This is a genomic window from Paenibacillus algorifonticola (assembly GCF_050481745.1).
GTDB lineage: Bacteria > Bacillota > Bacilli > Paenibacillales > Paenibacillaceae > Pristimantibacillus > Pristimantibacillus algorifonticola_A.
Genome location: NZ_JBCNGR010000004.1, coordinates 74,386 through 93,559 on the forward strand (window position 1 = coordinate 74,386; position 19,174 = coordinate 93,559).

Annotated in this window: 15 protein-coding genes; all 15 read left to right on the top strand. The window is 49.3% G+C overall.

Annotation, left to right across the window (positions count from 1 at the left end):
• The 15 genes from tilS to ABEW34_RS03040 all read left to right on the top strand — a co-directional run bounded on the left by tilS (position 1) and on the right by ABEW34_RS03040 (position 19,170).
• Positions 1–1,431: a tRNA lysidine(34) synthetase TilS gene (tilS, locus tag ABEW34_RS02970; RefSeq protein ID WP_430154724.1), complete on the top strand. Its 1,431-nt coding sequence runs from the start codon at positions 1–3 to the stop codon at positions 1,429–1,431.
• Between the two features lie 47 nt (positions 1,432–1,478).
• Entirely contained in the window at positions 1,479–2,018 is a 540-nt protein-coding gene (gene hpt / locus ABEW34_RS02975) for a hypoxanthine phosphoribosyltransferase (protein ID WP_430154726.1), read from the top strand.
• Positions 2,019–2,122: 104 nt separating this feature from the next.
• Entirely contained in the window at positions 2,123–4,123 is a 2,001-nt protein-coding gene (gene ftsH, locus ABEW34_RS02980) for an ATP-dependent zinc metalloprotease FtsH (RefSeq protein ID WP_430154728.1), read from the top strand.
• A 517-nt stretch (positions 4,124–4,640) separates the two neighbouring features.
• Positions 4,641–5,711 (top strand): BMP family ABC transporter substrate-binding protein, encoded by a 1,071-nt coding sequence (locus tag ABEW34_RS02985; protein WP_430154730.1) that lies wholly within the window; start codon positions 4,641–4,643, stop codon positions 5,709–5,711.
• A 118-nt stretch (positions 5,712–5,829) separates the two neighbouring features.
• Positions 5,830–7,377, top strand: coding sequence for an ABC transporter ATP-binding protein (locus tag ABEW34_RS02990; RefSeq protein ID WP_430154732.1), 1,548 nt, complete (start codon positions 5,830–5,832; stop codon positions 7,375–7,377).
• A gap of 5 nt (positions 7,378–7,382) precedes the next feature.
• Positions 7,383–8,477: an ABC transporter permease gene (locus tag ABEW34_RS02995; RefSeq protein WP_430154734.1), complete on the top strand. Its 1,095-nt coding sequence runs from the start codon at positions 7,383–7,385 to the stop codon at positions 8,475–8,477.
• A 1-nt stretch (position 8,478) separates the two neighbouring features.
• Positions 8,479–9,441 (top strand): ABC transporter permease, encoded by a 963-nt coding sequence (locus ABEW34_RS03000; RefSeq protein WP_430154736.1) that lies wholly within the window; start codon positions 8,479–8,481, stop codon positions 9,439–9,441.
• A gap of 416 nt (positions 9,442–9,857) precedes the next feature.
• Positions 9,858–10,796: a quinolinate synthase NadA gene (gene nadA / locus ABEW34_RS03005; protein ID WP_430154738.1), complete on the top strand. Its 939-nt coding sequence runs from the start codon at positions 9,858–9,860 to the stop codon at positions 10,794–10,796.
• Between the two features lie 39 nt (positions 10,797–10,835).
• The gene (gene nadB / locus ABEW34_RS03010) at positions 10,836–12,452 is read left to right on the top strand and encodes an L-aspartate oxidase (protein WP_430154740.1); all 1,617 of its coding nucleotides are present in this window, start codon (positions 10,836–10,838) and stop codon (positions 12,450–12,452) included.
• On the top strand, positions 12,445–13,329 hold the full coding sequence (gene nadC, locus ABEW34_RS03015) for a carboxylating nicotinate-nucleotide diphosphorylase (RefSeq protein ID WP_430154742.1): 885 nt from the start codon (positions 12,445–12,447) through the stop codon (positions 13,327–13,329). The genes nadB and nadC overlap by 8 nt, the downstream gene beginning before the upstream one ends.
• Positions 13,326–14,096 (top strand): type III pantothenate kinase, encoded by a 771-nt coding sequence (locus ABEW34_RS03020; protein ID WP_056034779.1) that lies wholly within the window; start codon positions 13,326–13,328, stop codon positions 14,094–14,096. The genes nadC and ABEW34_RS03020 overlap by 4 nt, the downstream gene beginning before the upstream one ends.
• A 3-nt stretch (positions 14,097–14,099) precedes the next feature.
• On the top strand, positions 14,100–14,999 hold the full coding sequence (gene hslO / locus ABEW34_RS03025) for an Hsp33 family molecular chaperone HslO (RefSeq protein WP_430154744.1): 900 nt from the start codon (positions 14,100–14,102) through the stop codon (positions 14,997–14,999).
• Between the two features lie 18 nt (positions 15,000–15,017).
• The gene (locus ABEW34_RS03030) at positions 15,018–15,989 is read left to right on the top strand and encodes a peptidylprolyl isomerase (protein WP_430154746.1); all 972 of its coding nucleotides are present in this window, start codon (positions 15,018–15,020) and stop codon (positions 15,987–15,989) included.
• 307 nt (positions 15,990–16,296) lie between these two features.
• A complete protein-coding gene (gene cysK, locus ABEW34_RS03035) occupies positions 16,297–17,235 on the top strand; it encodes a cysteine synthase A (protein ID WP_046234444.1) in 939 nt (312 codons plus the stop codon).
• A gap of 297 nt (positions 17,236–17,532) precedes the next feature.
• Complete coding sequence (locus ABEW34_RS03040; RefSeq protein ID WP_430154748.1) at positions 17,533–19,170, top strand: anthranilate synthase component I family protein; 1,638 nt, start codon at positions 17,533–17,535, stop codon at positions 19,168–19,170.
• The last annotated feature ends 4 nt before the right edge of the window (positions 19,171–19,174 follow it).

Genomic DNA, 19,174 nt, shown 5'->3' on the forward strand with positions numbered 1-19,174 from the left:
ATGACGATAGGAATCGATATGCTTCCCGAAGTCCAGAAGCTGGCAGCGACTGAACGGCTGTGGAGCGAAGGAGACTGCATAGTTGTTGCCGTCTCCGGGGGACCGGATTCCATGGCGCTGCTGCATCTCATGAGCCGCCTGAGGTCGAGCGGTGCGCTAAGCGTTGTGGCGGCTCATGTGAATCACGGCTTCCGGCCGGAGGAGTCGGCGCTGGAGGCGGAGGTCGTTCGGCGCTATGCAGGCGAGCTTGGGCTGCCTTTTGAGCTGGCAGAACTCGATTTGCCTGCTTATATAGAAGAAACAAAAATGAATGCACAATCGGCGGCGCGCGCGAAACGCTACGCCTATTTGCATGAGGTTGCAGAGAGGTGGGGAGCCCAGGCGATTGCCCTTGCCCATCATGCGGATGATCAGGCGGAAACGGTACTCATGCATTTGATACGCGGAAGCGGTATTTCGGGGCTTTCCGGCATGGCGGTGCGCAGGCGGGAAAAAAACGTGGAACTCATTCGCCCCCTCATGCGTAAGAACAAAACAGACCTTTTACAATACTGCTGTCATCATGGCATTCCGTATTGTGAGGACAGCAGCAACGAGAAGCGCCACTACTTTCGCAATGTTGTCCGTCTGGATGTTATTCCGCAGTTATCCAGCTTCAATCCGCAGCTGTCTGAATCGCTTGGCCGCCTTGCTGAAGTGGCGGGGGCCGAGGATGAATGGCTGGATAGCCAGACTAAAGCTTTATTCGAAGAATTAGCCTATACCAAGCCGGAGGAATGTTCTGTAAGCTGCAGTCGTTTGGCAGGCCTTCATGTCGCTTTACAAAGGAGATTGATTAAACTAATATTAGATTATCTTTCGAGGGATGCTGATGTGGTCTCCTTCGACAATATCGAGTCTATGCGGCTTGCCGCAGCGCCCGAAAGTTCAAGCACTTGGCGTATGGATATTGGTAACGGCTTGCGCTGTTTGCGTGAATACGACCATATGCGTTTTGTCAGATTGCCGAAGCAGGAGGACACGAATACGGACTATGCGCTTGCAGTTGTACCATTGACCCAGCAATACATAGAGGTAGAGGCGGGCGGCTGGAGGCTCGCGTTTGAGCGGCGGACAGCTGATGATCAGGCTGCTGGAAAACGGGCAGGGCGCCATGAAGCGTGCTTCGATATGGAGCAGCTTACGTTTCCGCTAACTGTGCGAAATCGGCGCCGTGGTGACCGAATTCAAGTTTTAGGATTAAATGGGTCTAAAAAAGTGCAAGATATGTTCGTTGACGAAAAGCTGCCTCCTTCACAGCGTGAAAGCTATCCCCTGCTATTTGATGCGGACGGGCGGCTGCTGTGGATTCCAGGCTTCAGGCGATCGGGCCATGCGCTAATCAGCACAAGCACGAAGGAACTGTTATTCATTCGTTTGACGAAAGAATAAGAAGCACTATTACACTCATAAACATAAGTACTGTAGGGGGATTTCCGTTGTTAAACGACATTCAAGAAGTGCTTTACGATGCACAGCAGATTCAGGCCAAGGTGCGTGAGATGGGCGAGAAGCTCAGTCAGGATTTTGAAGGGCGTGACCCTCTCGTTATTTGTATCCTTAAAGGGGCCATTATTTTCATGTCCGACCTGATCAAGGAAATGACAATTCCGCTGGAAATTGATTTTATGGCGGTGTCGAGCTACGGTCAATCGACCAAGTCCTCAGGTGTGGTCAAGATTATTAAGGATCTTGATGTATCGGTTGAAGGCCGTGATGTGCTCATTGTTGAGGACATTATTGACAGCGGCTTGACGCTGAGCTACTTGATTGATGTTTTGGAGCGCCGCAATTCCAAATCGGTTACGGTGGCTACGCTGTTCGATAAGCCAGCGCGCCGTACGGTAGATCTCGAAGCGGACTACACGGGCTTTACGCTGCCGGACGAATTCGTTGTCGGTTATGGCCTTGATTTTGCCGAGCGTTACCGCAACCTGCCGTTTATTGGCGTTTTGAAACCGGAAGTGTACGAGAAGTAATTTTAAATGGGCTTAGCCAGTATGGCTATCCTCCAAGTGGTTCTATTGTGATGGAAAGTCATGCTATGTTAAAATATGAAAAGCGTCTTGAGAGGAGGTAGGAGATGAATCGGATCATCCGTAACACTGGATTTTATTTGATCATCTTTTTGGTAACCGTCGGGATTATTCAGTTTATCAGCAATCAGAATGATACTACCGTCGAAATACGATATGATCAGCTTCGCGCTGCCATTAATGAGAACAACGTCGCGGAAATGATGATAAAGTACGATGGTCAGTCTTATTATATTTCTGGTAAATACAAACAACAGCCCGAAAGCGCGAAGAGCATACAGTTCACATCGCGTGCAGGGATTGATTCAGGCGAGGTATTGCGTGAAGCCGCAGTGAAGAACGGTTTTGAGTTACAGTATAAACCAATGGATACGCCAAGTGTCTGGCTTACGCTCCTTACTTCCATCATTCCGTTTGTGATTATATTCATTCTGTTCTTCTTCTTAATGAATCAAGCGCAAGGCGGCGGCGGTAAAGTCATGAACTTCGGCAAAAGCCGCGCTAAGCTTTATAATGAAGAGAAGAAGCGCATCACTTTCGAGGATGTGGCAGGGGCGGATGAGGAGAAGCAAGAGCTTGTTGAAGTTGTTGACTTCCTCAAAGATCCGCGTAAATTTAATCTGGTAGGCGCCCGTATTCCTAAGGGTGTTCTGCTCAATGGTCCTCCGGGAACAGGTAAAACGTTGCTTGCCCGTGCAGTAGCTGGTGAAGCAGGCGTGCCATTCTTCAGTATTTCAGGTTCGGACTTCGTGGAAATGTTCGTCGGTGTCGGCGCATCCCGTGTCCGTGATTTGTTCGAAAATGCGAAGAAAAATGCACCATGTATTATCTTTATCGATGAGATTGACGCCGTTGGCCGTCAACGTGGCGCTGGTCTTGGCGGCGGTCATGATGAACGTGAGCAAACGCTCAACCAATTGCTCGTCGAGATGGACGGATTTGGAGCGAACGAAGGTATCATTATCGTTGCAGCAACGAACCGCCCTGATATTTTGGACCCTGCCTTGCTGCGTCCGGGACGTTTTGACCGCCAAATTACGGTAGATCGTCCAGATGTGAAAGGCCGTGAAGCGGTGCTTAAAGTGCATTCCCGCAATAAGCCGCTTAACAAGGACGTCAAGCTGGATATTATCGCAAGACGTACAACAGGCTTCTCCGGAGCAGATCTTGAAAACTTGCTGAACGAAGCAGCACTGCTTGCTGCCCGTCGCAACAAGAAAGACATTGCAATGGTTGAGGTTGATGAAGCGATTGACCGCGTTATCGTAGGTACAGAGAAGAAAAGCCGTGTAATCAGCGATCGTGAGAAGCGCATTGTTGCCTTCCATGAAGCTGGACATACGATTATTGGATTCTTCCTGGAGCATGCGGATCTCGTTCATAAAGTGACCATTATTCCTCGTGGTAAAGCTGGCGGTTACGTCATCATGCTGCCGAAGGAAGATCGGATGCTTGTAACGAAGCAGGAGCTGCTGGATAAAGTGACAGGCTTGCTTGGCGGACGTGTAGCTGAGGAATTGTTTATCGGCGAAATCGGCACAGGCGCATACAGTGACTTTAAACAAGCAACCAGCATCGTTCGTGCAATGATTATGGAATACGGAATGAGCGACAAGCTTGGCCCATTGCAATTCGGAAGCTCGCAAGGACAGGTGTTCCTTGGACGTGATATCGGCCATGAACAAAATTACTCCGATGCGATCGCTTATGAAATTGACCAAGAGATGCAGGCGATTATCGGAGCTTGTTATGAACGTGCGAAAAAATTGCTCACCGAGAGATCGAAAGAGGTTCACACGATTGCAGAGACGCTTCTGTCTGTAGAGACGCTTGAAATGGATCAAATCAAACGGTTGATCGAAACTGGCACTCTTGAAATAGCGGAAGGCGAAGCAGAGAGTGTCGCTGTTGAACCAACGACTGAACCAATCGTCGATACGATTGGCGATGTAAAGGTTCGTATTCAATCAAGAGAAGCGGGAGAAATTACTCCGCCTTCATTGGATAAGCCTGATGATAAACCGAACGATGAGGAAGAACCGAAATAAACAGGATAAGGACGTGTTTTATACCCGGTATTGTCGGTCGTTGAACAAACGTCCTTTCCCGTTGTTTATGGAGACAGCTATTTTCTCAGTAGTGACCGAGAAAATAGCTGTCTTTTTTTGAAATAAAAGCATTTATAAGGTACGCCCTTATAATGGACTTATATTTCACCCTCGCAACGGTGCTTTGCCGCCATAGGACGGTTTCACCCGTTCACGCTTGATTAATTTTACTTTATTAATGTTCGGGTTTAGCCTATAATAATAGAGGTAAAACGCAGCCATTATTTGGTTTTGTCGGGTGTGTGTGAGGTTTTTAATGGCGTGTTTGGCACAAATGTTAAATAATTGTGAGATATAGGCGTGAACAAAATTTCTGTGTCATGTTACATGACGTAAAAATGTTGACGTATGTGGATAAGCAATTATAATAAAGAGAATAGCAGCCAAGCACAACAACAATAATATAAGCAAGCAGGTTGCAGTTACAACACATCTATAATAAGGGGAGAAATCGAAGATGAAAAAACGTTTAGGTTTTATGTTGTCTATTGTTCTTATGTTCGCATTAGTATTGTCTGCTTGTGGCGGTGGCAACAAGGGTACTTCTGGCACGAACGGAACGGCATCGCCTGAGGCTTCGTCTGCTGCACCTGAAGAATCGACAGCAGCCGGTGCTAAGCTCAAAATCGGCATGGTTACAGATACAGGCGGCGTAAATGATAAATCCTTTAACCAAAGCGCTTGGGATGGCTTGCAACGTGTAACGAAAGATACAGGCTCCGAAACGAAATATTTGGAAAGTAAAGGCGACGCTGATATGGAACCAAATCTGCGTGCCTTCATTTCTGAGAAATACGATATGATTTGGGGCGTAGGCTTCCTGTTTGAAGATGCAATGGGTAAAGTAGCGAAAGACAATCCGGACTCCAAGTTCGGCATCATCGACGGTACTGTTAACGCACCAAACGTTGTTTCTGTTAACTTCGCAGCTAACGAAGGCTCTTTCCTTGCTGGTGTAGTTGCTGGCTTGACAACAAAATCGAATAAAATTGGTTTTGTGGGCGGTATGGAAATTCCGAGCGTTACTATATTTGAAGCAGGCTTCAATGCAGGTGTAGCAGCAGTAAACCCTGAAGCGAAGGTTATCCGCAACTACACGGGCGAATTCGGTAAACCGGACTTGGGTAAAGCAGCAGCAACTGTCATGTACAATGACGGCGTAGATATTATTTTCCAAGTTGCTGGTGGTACTGGCAACGGTGTATTCAACGAAGCAACAGCTCGTAAAAAAGCAGGGCAAGATGTATGGGTAATCGGTGTTGATAAAGACCAATCCATCGAGTTCGGCAACGAAGTCACACTTACTTCCATGCTTAAAGGCGTTGAAACTGCCATTCACCAAGTTTCCACTGAACTGATTAATGGCAAATGGGAAGGCGGCAAATCGGTTGTTCTTGGTCTAAAAGACGGTGCAGTAGGTCTGCCAGAAAACAACCCTAACGTATCTGAAGAAATTATGACAAAAGTTGAAGATTACAAACAACAAATTATTAGCGGTTCGCTTGTAGTTCCAACTGATATTAAATAATTTTCAATCAATCTATTTAGATGTCGTTTGTTTATTATGTACAGCCGACAAGACCTGCTATAAGCTGGTCTTGTCCTTTTTTGAGATTGGGAGCTAACAAACCGGGGAGGATAACTGGATGAAACAAAGTGCAGCGGCTGTCACACTTAAGGGGATTACGAAACGCTTTCCCGGGCTTGTAGCCAATGATTCGATTGATTTTGAGCTCAAGAAAGGCGAAATCCATGCATTGCTGGGCGAGAATGGTGCAGGCAAGTCCACATTGATGAACATTTTGTTCGGGCTGTATCAGCCGGATGAAGGAGAAATTTGGGTTAACGGCAATAAAACAGTTATTGAAGGTGCAGGTAAGGCGATTGAACTTGGAATTGGCATGGTGCATCAGCACTTTAAGCTCGTACAGCCATTTACGGTGGCGGAAAATATTGTGCTTGGCAATGAGCCGCGCAAGTTTGGCACATTCGTCAATTATAAGCAAGCAAATGACAAAGTCCGTTCCATCTCGGAGCGTTATGCATTGAAAGTAGATCCGCAGGTGCGGATTAAAGATATTACGGTGGGCATGCAGCAGCGTGTGGAAATTTTGAAAACGTTGTACCGCGGGGCCGAAATTTTGATCTTCGATGAACCGACAGCGGTGCTGACCGTACAGGAGATCGAAGAGCTGATTGGCATATTGCGCAATTTGGCTGCCGAAGGCAAGTCCATTATTTTGATTACGCATAAGCTCAAAGAGGTTATGGCACTTGCGGATTCCGTTACGGTTATTCGTCGTGGCAAGGTTGTGCGTACCGTCACGACCAAAGAAACGAATGAGCAGCAGCTTGCTGAGCTTATGGTAGGCCGCGATGTTAATTTCCAGGCTATAAAGACTAAGAAAGAGCCCGGAGAGCTTATCGTATCCGTTGACAACCTTACGATGAAGGGCGAAGAGAAAAAACTCGTTCTGAACGGTGTAGCCTTTGATATCCGTGCGGGCGAAATTTTGGGTATTGCTGGTGTTGACGGCAATGGACAAAGTGAGCTGGTACAGGCCATTACAGGAATGCGTAAAGCATCAAGCGGATCTGTAAAGCTTCAGGGCAAGGAAATGATCAATAAAACGCCGCGCCAATTGTCCGTAGCAGGCGTCAGTCACATTCCAGAGGATCGACACAAGCATGGTATGGTGCTTGATTTCACACTCAGCGAAAATATGGTGCTGGATACTTACTTTGATCCGCAGTTCGGCAAAAACGGCTTTATCGATTATAAAGCAATAGACTTGCTTGCGAATCAATTAGTAACGGAGTTTGATGTACGTTCGTCAGGTATTGGGGCAAAGGCCCGCTCCTTGTCGGGCGGCAACCAGCAGAAGGCTATTATAGCCCGTGAGCTCTGGAAAAATCCATCATTGCTCATTGCTGTGCAGCCGACTCGTGGCTTGGATATAGGTGCGATCGAATATGTGCATAAGCGGCTGATTGAAGCGCGGGATGCAGGTAAAGCGATTTTGCTTGTATCGTTCGAGCTGGATGAGCTGTACGCGTTGTCTGATCGCATTGCGGTTATGTATGAAGGTAAAATTATGGGGTATGCCGATGCAGATCAGCGTGACGATCAACAGCTGGGTCTAATGATGGCAGGCAATTCGGCGGCGAATGAGCCGAGCAAAGGGGGGAGTTAGCAACCATGGATAAAGTCAAAGGAATTGCGGACAAAATATTCAATAAAACATCCTTCCTGGTCCCCTTGGTGGCTATCATTTTGGGTCTGTTGTGCGGGGCAATAGCCATGCTGGCAGGCGGGTTTGATCCTATACTGGCTTACCAATCACTGATTAAAAAGCTGTTTGGCAGTGCTTACGATATGGGCGAGGCTATTCGTGCGATTACTCCGCTCATATTCACAGGTACAGCGGTTGCTTTCGCTTTCCGTACAGGTCTGTTTAATATCGGGGTAGAAGGCCAGTTCATGATGGGTATGACTGGTGCAACCGTCATAGGGATTACGCTGGACCTACCGTGGTTTCTGCATGCTCCGCTTGCTATTATTGTCGGAGCGCTGTGCGGAGGCTTATGGGCGGCCTTGACCGGCTATTTAAAGGCTGTTCGCGGCGTTAATGAAGTTATTTCTTCGATTATGTTGAACTGGGTCGCGCTTTATTTGTCCAATTACATTATTCGCGCATTTTTTGTGGCAAAAGGGCAGCAAAAATCAGATCCAATCCAAGAATCTGCACTGGTATCGATTGGCTGGTTGTCCGATGCGATGGATCATGCCCGTATGCATTGGGGCACGGTCATTGCCTTGCTCGGTATTGGTGTATTTTATATTATACTATGGAGAACGAAGCAGGGCTATGAGCTCAGAGCAGTGGGACAAAGCCCTGACGCAGCGCTGTATGCAGGGATTAATGTCAATCGCACCATTGTAAAGTCGATGTTTATTAGCGGACTGTTTGCGGGACTGGCAGGCGTGTTTGAGACGCTGGGCGTATTTGGCTATCAGACGATTCTAGCAGCGCCATGGGGCTATGGCTTTGATGGTATCGCGGTTGCTCTGCTTGGCGGCAATACGCCAATTGGCGTGTTGTTCGGTGCTATACTGTTCGGTGGTCTCAGCTATGGCTCTGCGGGTATGAGCTTTGGAGCGGGTGTACCGCCGGAGCTCGTTCGAATCGTTATTGGTTCGGTCATCTTCTTTATTGCTTCGCATGGCATAGTAAAGTTTTTCATAAAACCATTCCTTGGACGACGTGCAGACAAGCGTAAGGAGGCGATCTAATATGAATGCACTGGAAATATTGGGTCAGCTTATTAACGTTACGCTTGTATTTTCTACGGCGCTTATTTTCACAGGTCTAGGTGGTCTCTTTTCTGAGCGGTCTGGCGTTATTAATATCGGTCTCGAAGGCCTGATGGTGTCAGGCGCGTTCGCGGCAGCAGTCATTACCGATTATGCGATACAAGCTGGTTATGAGGAATCTGCTCCGTGGATAGGCTTAGTGGGGGCAGCAATATATGGCGTGTTATTTGCCCTTCTACATGCGGTATCTACCATTACATTTAAGGCGGATCAGACGATAGTTGGTGTCGTTATTAATATTTTGGCAGCGGGCATAGCGATTTATTTGACCAAAAGCTTGTATGAAGGTTCGGGACAAACAACAACGCTGACTCATGTATTCAACAAATGGGAAATCCCTTATTTATCAGATATTCCGTTTTTTGGAGAGGCGTTCTTTAAAGCTTATCCGACGACCTATGTTGTTATTTTGCTTGTCATTATCAGCTATATTGTACTGTACAAAACGCACTTCGGCTTGCGCCTCCGCGCAGTCGGTGAATACCCAAGCTCGGCCGATACAGTGGGTATCAGCGTAACGAAATACCGTTATATCGGCGTGCTGCTCAGCGGCGCACTTGCGGGTCTTGGCGGTGCGACCATTACGTTAACAACGACGAGCAACTTTGCCCATAATACGATTTCGGGCCAAGGCTTTATCGCTATCGCGGCAGTTATTTTCGGAAAATGGAATCCGCTCGGCGTTGCGGGAGCTGCTATTTTCTTTGGCTTCGCGCAAGCGATTCGCAACTTTGCCCAACTGTTCGATTGGTCGCAGCAAATTCCGACCGAGTTTTTCTACATGCTGCCATACGTATTGACGCTGGTTGTACTCGTTGGTGCAGTAGGACGTTCTTCTGCTCCAGGCTCGCTTGGCGAACCATACGATCCGGCAAAACGCTAACAGGATCTAAAGAGCACCAAACTTCCCATGGATATCACGTATCTGGTGATTAATCCAAGGGAAGTTTTTGTATTCTGATCATTTGCGCAAGGTTAGTCACAGAAAATCCACGATTGTGGATAACTTGTTGATAACTATGTGTGTAAATGCTGCATTTATACACAATCGTCGCCATTGATGGAAAGTTCAGCTGCGTCAGGAGTTATTTTCATAGGTAATTCACACTTTTGTCATAAACGCATTGACAGCATGATCTGCCTGGAGTAAATTAAACCTTATCAAATGAATTTACCGTAAAGGTCAAATGAAAGGCGAACGACTTTTTAGGTTTGTGCATCAATTCACAAAGTCGGAAGTAGCCATATCTGGAATGGGCAATCAGCTTGCCCTTCCCTCATAAGAGGAGAGGATTAACTGTGGAAGCACTGGCACTGGAACGCAAGGCGGAGCAGAACCGCGAACTGCGGGAACGGCTAATGCAATTGAAGAAAGAGCGCAACGCCATCATTCTTGCTCATTATTATCAGCGTGATGAAATTCAAGAGGTTGCAGATTTCCGTGGAGATTCGTTTTTGCTAGCACAAAAAGCGGCACAGACGGATGCGGATGTCATCGTATTTTGCGGTGTGCATTTTATGGGCGAGAGCGCAAAAATTTTGGCACCGAACAAAACGGTTATTATTCCGGACGAGCGTGCAGGCTGCCCGATGGCGGATATGGTCAATGTCGATGGTCTTCGCAAGCTGAAAGCTCAGCATCCGAATGCGACCGTCGTTACGTATATTAACTCATCTGCCGAAATTAAGGCAGAGACTGACATTTGCTGTACATCGGCAAATGCGGTTAACGTTGTGAACTCCGTTGAAGGCCAAGACGTCATTTGGGTACCGGACAAAAACCTTGGGCATTACGTGCAGCAGAAAACCGATAAGAACATGATTATCTGGGAGGGCTACTGCAACACGCACGACATGTTGACGGTCAAGGATGTAGAGGAAATGAAAGCGAAATACCCGAATGCACAGTTTGTTGTGCATCCTGAGTGCCGCCCTGAAGTGGTGGAGCTGGGTGACTTTGTCGGCAGTACGACAGCAATTATTAAATATTGCAAGGAATCGGATTGCAAGGAGTTCATTGTCGGCACGGAGGATGGCACGGGCTATCAGCTGCGGCTGGACAGTCCGGACAAAACATTCCTTTTTGCATCTAAATATTTGGTCTGCCCGAACATGAAGGTTAATAACCTCAAAAAGCTGGTAAAATGCCTCGAAACGATGCAGCCGCAAATCTATGTACCGCCGCATGTGGCGGATCAAGCACGCTTGTCCCTGGAGCGCATGTTACTCGTGAAATAGGAGCAGCATGCGCTACTCCTATGCCTGGAGGCGCGAAAAATGATTCCCAGATACCTTGTAGACATCAATTTGGACGAACTGCCGGTAATCGAGAAGGATGTAATTGTGATTGGGGCCGGCATTGCCGGTCTTTTTACCGCACTTCGGGCAAGTGATCGGCATTCCGTGCTGATGATTACGAAGAAGTCGCTGCTCGACAGCAACACCCGTTATGCGCAGGGCGGCATTGCCGCGGTCATATCGGAGGATGATTCACCCACTTACCACAGCGAGGATACGTTGATTGCAGGAGCAGGCTTGTGCTCAGAGGATGCGGTCAATGTGCTCGTGCATGAGGGGCCGGAAGGGGTAAATCAGCTCATTGAAATGGGGACGCAGTTCGATTTGGAAAATGGCGAGTTTGCGCTGACGAAGGAAGGCGCTCACAGCCAGCGCCGTATTTTGCATGCGAACGGGGATGCGACGGGCTACGAAATTGTACGAGCCTTATCGGAGAAAGCGTTGTCTAAACCGGGTATTGAAGTTTGGGACGACCATTTTGTCATCGATTTGGTGACTAATGATGGAGAATGCGTTGGCGCTGTTGTGCAAAAACCGGACGGCTCGCGTCTGTTTGTGCGCGGCAAGGCAACCATTCTATGCTCTGGTGGTGCTGGCCAGCTCTATCGTTACACGACGAATCCTGAGGTGGCCACAGGCGATGGGATTGCAATGGCTTACCGGGCAGGGGCTTATATCCAGGATGTAGAGTTTGTTCAATTTCATCCGACCTCCCTATGCTACCCAGGAGCGCCGCGGTTTCTGATTTCAGAGGCGGTGCGCGGCGAAGGAGCCGTGCTTCGCAATACGCGGGGCGAGCGTTTTATGGAGCGTTACCATCCTCAGCTGGAGCTGGCGCCGCGTGACGTGGTGGCCCGCGCCATTATTAGCGAGATGGAGGCAACGAAATCAACCTTTGTTTATTTGGATGTGACGCATGAGTCGCCGGATATGGTGAAGCATCGTTTTCCGAATATTTATGAATTTTGCCTGCAATACGGTTTGGATCTGACGACGGATTGGATTCCGGTCGCCCCTGCTGCCCATTATATGATGGGCGGTGTTAAAACCGATCTCGATGGAGAAACCAATATTAAAAGGTTGTTTGCGTGCGGCGAGGTTTCCTCGACAGGCGTTCACGGAGCGAATCGCTTAGCGAGCAATTCGCTTTCGGAAGCGGTCGTTTTCGGCAAGCGGATCGTCGAGGCGATTGATAAACTTGCAGAGCATGCAGAGATTCAGCCTATAATAGAGAGCAGCGTACCGCGCAGCAGCGTGCCGATTCAGGCAGTGGTGGAGCGGAGATTGAAGCTGCAAAAAGTGATGGTCAGGTACGCGGGCTTGCAGCGCGATGCCAAGGGTCTCGCGAAGGGGCTGGAGGAGCTGCGGCGCCAGTTGACTATTTTTCAAGCCATGCTGACCAAGCGGGAAGAGTTTGAATTTGCCAATATGCTGACATGCGCCCTGTTGACGGCGGAATCCGCTTTGCAGCGGGAGGAGAGCCGCGGCGCGCATTACCGTGAGGACTTCCCGGAGCGCAATGATCAAGTATGGCGCAAGCATACCGTAATGCACCGTGTATACGGGAGGACAGAGGAGCGGTTAACCAATGTTTGAGACAACGCTGGATGGCTATAATGAAGCGCTGCGCGCGCAAATACGTGGCTGGCTCGCTGAAGATATCGGGAGCGGCGATGTAACGACAGCTATGACTATTCCACGTGGAGCGCAGGCGAAGGCCGTCATTCATGTGAAGGAAAATGGGCGGATTGCCGGCATTCCGATTGCGCGTCTTGTGTTTGAAATCGTTGACCAATCGCTAGCTTTCACAGCAAAGGTCGAGGATGGGCAGTATGTTGAAAAAGGCACTGTACTCGCTGAAGTAGAGGGCAGCATCCATAGTCTGCTCACTGGGGAGCGACTAGCGCTTAATTTAATGCAGCGGATGTCTGGAGTGGCGACGAAGACTAGTGAATTTGTAGCGGCGCTGCAAGGCCTGCCGGTCCGACTGGTCGACACTCGCAAAACGACGCCTGGCCATCGTCTGCTTGAAAAATATGCCGTTCGTGTAGGCGGCGGCTCGAATCACCGATTTGGCTTGTATGATGCCGTTATGATCAAGGATAATCATATTAAGGGCGCAGGCGGTATTCGAGAAGCGGTGGAAGCAGCGCGAGCAGGTATTCCCCATACGATGAAAATCGAAGTGGAGACGGAGTCTTTAGAGCAAGTCGATGAGGCGATTGCATGCGGTGCTGATATTATTATGCTGGACAATATGCCGCATGAGATGATGAAAGCCGCTGTAAAGCAAATCAAGCAGCGCGCGCCACATGTTATTGTAGAAGCTTCGGGAAATGTGCGGCTTGATACGATTCACGGCATAGCCGCTTGCGGTGTAGATGTCATTTCGGTAGGAGGCCTTACCTACTCCTTTCAATCGCTTGATATTAGTCTCGACCTGTTTGCGAAGAAGGGAGGGGCCATGTCTTGATTCTCGTCATTGACGTCGGCAATACGAATATAGTGCTGGGTATTTATCAAGGCAAGGAGCTGCTCCATCACTGGAGGCTCAGCACGAATCGTTCCGCTACAGTTGATGAATATGGCATTAACTTTCATCATTTGTTTCATTTTGCCGGCATGCGTTTGGAGCAGATGGAAGGCGTTATTATTTCATCCGTTGTTCCACCGCTCATGCGGACGCTGGAGCAGCTGTGCATGAAGTATTTGCGCAAGAAACCGTATATCGTCGGCCCAGGCGTGAAGACAGGACTCAATATCCGGTATGAAAATCCCCGCGAGGTCGGCGCTGACCGCATCGTGAATTCGGTGGCGGGCATCGTCAAATATGGCAGCCCGCTTATTGTCGTCGACTTTGGCACCGCAACGACGTTTGATTACATTGATGCGGCTGGCAGTTATTTGGGCGGCGCAATTGTACCGGGCATTGCTATCTCGACAGAGGCGCTTTATCAGCGGGCGGCGAAGCTGCCGCGAATTGAGCTGGTGAAGCCGCCAAGCGTAATCGGCCGCAATCCGGTCACATCTATGCAGGCGGGAATTATATACGGCTATGCTGGACAAGTGGACGGTATCGTGCGCAGAATCCGCAAGGAATTTAAAGTTTCGCCGCGTGTCATCGCGACGGGCGGCTTGGCTGAGTTAATTAGCTCAGAATCGGAAACGATAGATGAGGTTGATCCGCTTCTGACATTAGAAGGCTTGCGTATTATATATGAACGGAATCAGGAGGGATAGACGATGGAGCAAAGGAAAGATTTTTTGGTGCGCGGCACGGCATGGGAAGGCAAAATTCGGGTCTTCGCTGCCCGTACGACGAAATTGGTCGATGAGCTGCAGCGACGGCACGGTACACTGCCGACAGCAACGGCGGCACTCGGCAGAACGGCAACAGCCGGAGCTATTATGGGCGCCATGCTGAAGGGCGAAGAAAAGCTGACGATTCAAGTGAAGGGCGAAGGCCCAATGGGACAAATCGTTGTTGATGCAAATGCTCATGGAGAAGTGCGAGGCTACACGGACAATCCGCTCGTTCTGCTTCCAAGCAATGCGCAGGGCAAGCTTGATGTTGCTGGTGCAGTAGGCCATAGCGGTTATATTCATATTACAAAGGATCTAGGTCTGAAAGAGCCTTATCGCGGCAGCGTTCCGATTGTTTCCGGCGAGCTGGGCGAAGACTTCACCTATTATTTTGCCGTATCGGAGCAGACGCCTTCCGCAGTTGGGCTCGGCGTGCTGGTCGATGAGGACGGCCGCGTCATCCACGCTGGCGGCTTTATCGTACAGCTGATGCCAGGACTTACGGATGCGGAAATCACAAAGCTGGAGAAAGCGCTCAGTGCGATGCCTCCTGTCACTGCGCTGCTCGATCAGGGCGAGACGCCAGAAGGGCTGCTCAAATGGGTCGTCGGCGACGATGTTGTCATCCATGAGTCGCTGGATTTGCGTTTTCAATGCAAATGCTCGCGCGAGCGTGTAGAGCAGACTCTGATCAGCATGGGCGAATCGGAATTGCAGCAAACGATTGAAGAAGAAGGAAAAGCAGAGGTCGTATGCCACTTCTGTAATGAAGCTTACCAGTTTAACCGCACTGAGCTGGAGCAATTGCTCGACCAAGCCAAACCGAAGCCGATCCATTAAGATGGAGGCTACCGGGCAATGAATAAAATCGGTGTAGTCAGGACGATCGTTGTCATTCAGGCGTTGTGCATGATCGTGCTCAGTGTAGTTGTTGTAGTGAGATTGTCGCCTTTTTCTGAAGGGTTGCCAGAGCATGAGCCGGATCCGGGAACACGTACGGAAACGGGCAATGAGATTGTACCCGGCAGCTCGGAAAACGATAAAATTGTTGCCATCATTGGCAATCACAGCATTAGGGTAAGCGAGCTAATGAACAGGCTCAGCGAGCAATATGGCGAAGCTACCCTCAAGCTGATGATGATTCAAAGCGCCATTGACCAAGAAGCTGCCTCACAGCAGCTTGAGGTTACTGCTCAGGAACAGCAGAAAGCTGTTGAGGAGCAGGCAGAGGGATATGATAGCGAAGAGGATTTTTACCGCATCATGGATCAGCAGCTGGGCATGTCCAAAGAGGAAGTTTTGAAGGATGCAAAGTACAGGCTGTTGACTGAAAAAATTGCGATCCAAAAGGTGGATGTGCCTGATGCTGAGGTTGAACGATACATTGCGGATCATGAGGAGCAATACAGCGACAAGCTGCAATATCGCTTATCCTGGATTGTGACGGCGAATATCGAAGAGGCGAACCGCGTGCTGGATAAACTGTCCCAAGGAGCGGATTTCGCGCAAACAGCCACTGAAAGCTCAATAGATGCTTTTACGGCAGAGGCTGGCGGTGATTTAGGCCTTATTGATGCGAATGACCCGTTTCATGAGCTGGCGATTCTTTCAGCAGCAAGCAAGCTGGGTACGGGAGAGATTGCCGGCCCAATCGCAATTGCCGAAGGATACGCCATTATTCGTTTGATGGAGCGCCATACAACGGATAAGCCACAGGGGCAGCAATTGCATGAACAGGTTCGCAAAGAGCTAGCTTTATCACAGGCTCCTTCGCTAAGCGAAATTGAGCAGCAGCTATTGGAGAAATATGACGCGGTCACCTTCCCATAAATATAAGAAATTTTAGGTTCGTTTATAAGCTTCCATTATATTGGAGCATCATATAGCCGTATTCGCAAGATGATTAGAAAATGGGCGAACAATCCGTCTTTTTCAAAATATAAGCATTTATAAGGCTTCCTCTTATATCAGTCTTATATTTCATCGTAAAACGTTACTTTTTCGGTCGGTGATGGCGTTAGCCAGCCGTTTTCGATTGAAGGACATGAAGGTATTGACAACGAATACAACTCATTGATAAGATGGAATTAGTTAAAAAACCAACTGAATTAGTCGGAATAAGGAGGAAGTATGACACATGGCAAAAATCGTGCAAAGCATTACTGATCTAATTGGTGATACACCGCTAGTTCGCTTGAATCGTCTTGTTCCTGAGGATAGCGCTGAAATTTATGTGAAGCTTGAATATCAAAATCCAGGTGCAAGCGTAAAGGACCGTATCGCAATCAGCATGATCGAAGTAGCTGAACAAGAAGGTATTATCAAGCCAGGCGATACAATTGTTGAGCCTACGAGCGGTAATACAGGTATCGGTCTTGCCTTGGTAGCAGCAGCTAAAGGCTATAAAGCTATTCTCGTTATGCCTGAGACGATGAGTATTGAGCGCCGCAACCTGCTTCGTGCCTATGGCGCAGAAGTGGTTCTGACGCCGGGTTCGGAAGGCATGAACGGAGCTGTTCGCAAAGCCGAGGAATTGGCGAAAGAGAATCCGTCCTATTTTATCCCGCAGCAGTTCAATAACCAAGCGAATGTGAAAATCCACCGCGAGACGACAGGCCCAGAAATTGTTGAGGCAATCAACTCCCTGGATGGCAAGTTGGATGCATTCGTAGCGGGTATTGGTACTGGCGGTACAATTACGGGTACTGGTGAAGTGCTGAAGAAGAACTTCAAAGATATTAAAATTTACGCGGTTGAGCCAGCAGCTTCCCCATTGCTTTCAGGCGGACAGCCTGGCCCTCACAAAATCCAAGGCATTGGTGCTAACTTTGTGCCGACGATTTTGGACCGTGAGATCTATGACGAAGTGATTACCGTTGAAAATGATGATGCATTCGACTACGCACGCCGTGCTGCGAAAGAAGAAGGCATTTTATGCGGAATTTCCTCCGGTGCTGCAATCTATGCTGCTTTGAAAGTAGCGAAGGAACTCGGCAAAGGCAAGCGCGTTATCGCGGTTGTTCCAAGTAACGGTGAGCGTTACCTCAGTACGCCGCTGTTCAACTTCGAGAACTAACGCTTATTTCCAAGCGGGGCCGTGCCTTGAGTAGGAGCGGTGTACCGTTTGACTGGCCTTCCATTCATTTGAGTGGGGGGCTTTTTTCAATTATTGGAATTTATAAGTTTCACCTTATAAACAGCTTATAATTCACTTTCGAAACGTTAGCTTTGCCGCCAGAGGACGGCTGCAGCCGTTTACGCTTGATGGGCGTAATTGGCCTTGGGTATATGGCGGCAATGCTCTTTCCTTTTGGGCGGGTATTCTGTATACTAGGCAAAATAAACATGCTTGTCGATCGGGGGTTGGAAGGTGATGTTCACCGCCTTGGACTATTGGTTAGGGTGGCACGCCGAGCAGAAGTATACGACTTTTCCACTGTTGCGGGAGCTGCCGCTTGGAGAAGAAGGCGTCACTTCATGGGAAGAGGCATGGCGGGATGCATCGCCGTATGCTTTTGTGCTGGAGAGCGGCAAGGACGGGCGCTATACATATTTCGGCTTGCAGCCGGAAAGCGTCATTCGCGGCAAAGGCCTGAAGGCGGAAGCCCAGGCGTTGAGTGCAGCTCTCGCCGATGCTTCGCATGCAGCTGATTCAGTCGTACGCTATCAGGGCAAGCCGCTCGAAGTGGTGCGGAGCTGGATGGAGCCTTATCTCGCGCCGAAGCTTGAAGCAGCTGGCACGCCGAAATGGACGGGCGGCTGCGTCGGATTTTGGAGCTATGACGTCATTCGTTCGATTGAACGGCTGCCGGAGCTGACGGAAGATGATTTGAATTTGCCGGATTATTTGTTCCTGCGTTTAAATGAACTGTGGATTGTCGATCATAGCGACAAGAAGCTTTATTGCGCTGTGCATACGCTTGTGCCAAGCGATGCGAGTGAAGAGGAGCTGCGACTGCTTTATGCGCAAGCTTGCTCACGGGCGGATGAGATGGCCGTTTATTGGAAGCAGCGGTTCGGGAGCGGAGTGAATGGGCAGCGAGGTGTGAGCCATGCTGCAAGCACTGGCACAAGCGGCAGCCGCCAGCTGCGACAAGAGCGTCTCGAGCTCACCGCGGACGATTCCCTCCAGAGCAATCTGGATGCGCTGGGCGGGATCAGCACGCGTTTTTCGAAGGAAGCCTTTGAGGAGGCTGTTCGGCAAATTCAGCGTTACATTGGGCAAGGCGACGTATTTCAGGTTAATTTATCGGTGAGGCAGAGCCGGGCGCTGGGTGTGCAGCCAGAAGAGCTGTACGAGTGGCTTCGTCTCATTAATCCTTCTCCATATATGGGCTTTCTGCGCTGTCCTGACTTTCAGCTCGTGTCGGCTTCGCCGGAGCTGCTCGTTGAGCGCCGCGGCGACTTGCTTGCAGCCCGTCCGATTGCCGGAACGCGCAGACGCGGCCGAACAGAAGCGGAAAACGAGCTCATGGCGGAGGAGCTGCGGACGAGCGAGAAGGAGCGCGCCGAGCATATTATGCTGGTCGATTTGGAGCGCAACGATTTGGGCCGGATTTCGGCTTACGGCACGGTGAAAGTGGAAGAGCTGATGGTCATAGAGCAATATTCGCATGTGATGCATTTGGTATCCCAAGTTGAGGGACGGCTTGCCGAGGGCAAGGATGCTTACGATGTGATTGCGGCCACTTTCCCAGGCGGCACCATAACAGGCGCTCCCAAAATCCGCACGATGGAAATCATTGAAGAGCTGGAGCCTGTAAGACGTGGACCATATACCGGTTCGCTCGGATGGATTGACTATAACGGCGATATGGAATTTAATATTATCATACGAACTATGGTCGTCAAAGACGGCGTGGTGCACATTCAGGCCGGAGCAGGCATCGTCATTGATTCCAAGCCAGAGCGCGAATATAAGGAAGCATTAAGCAAGGCGAAGGCGCTGTGGAAGGCGATTGAGTATAGTGAACGGTTCAGGCAGGCTGCGCCAAGCGGGCGCAAACATTAGAGGA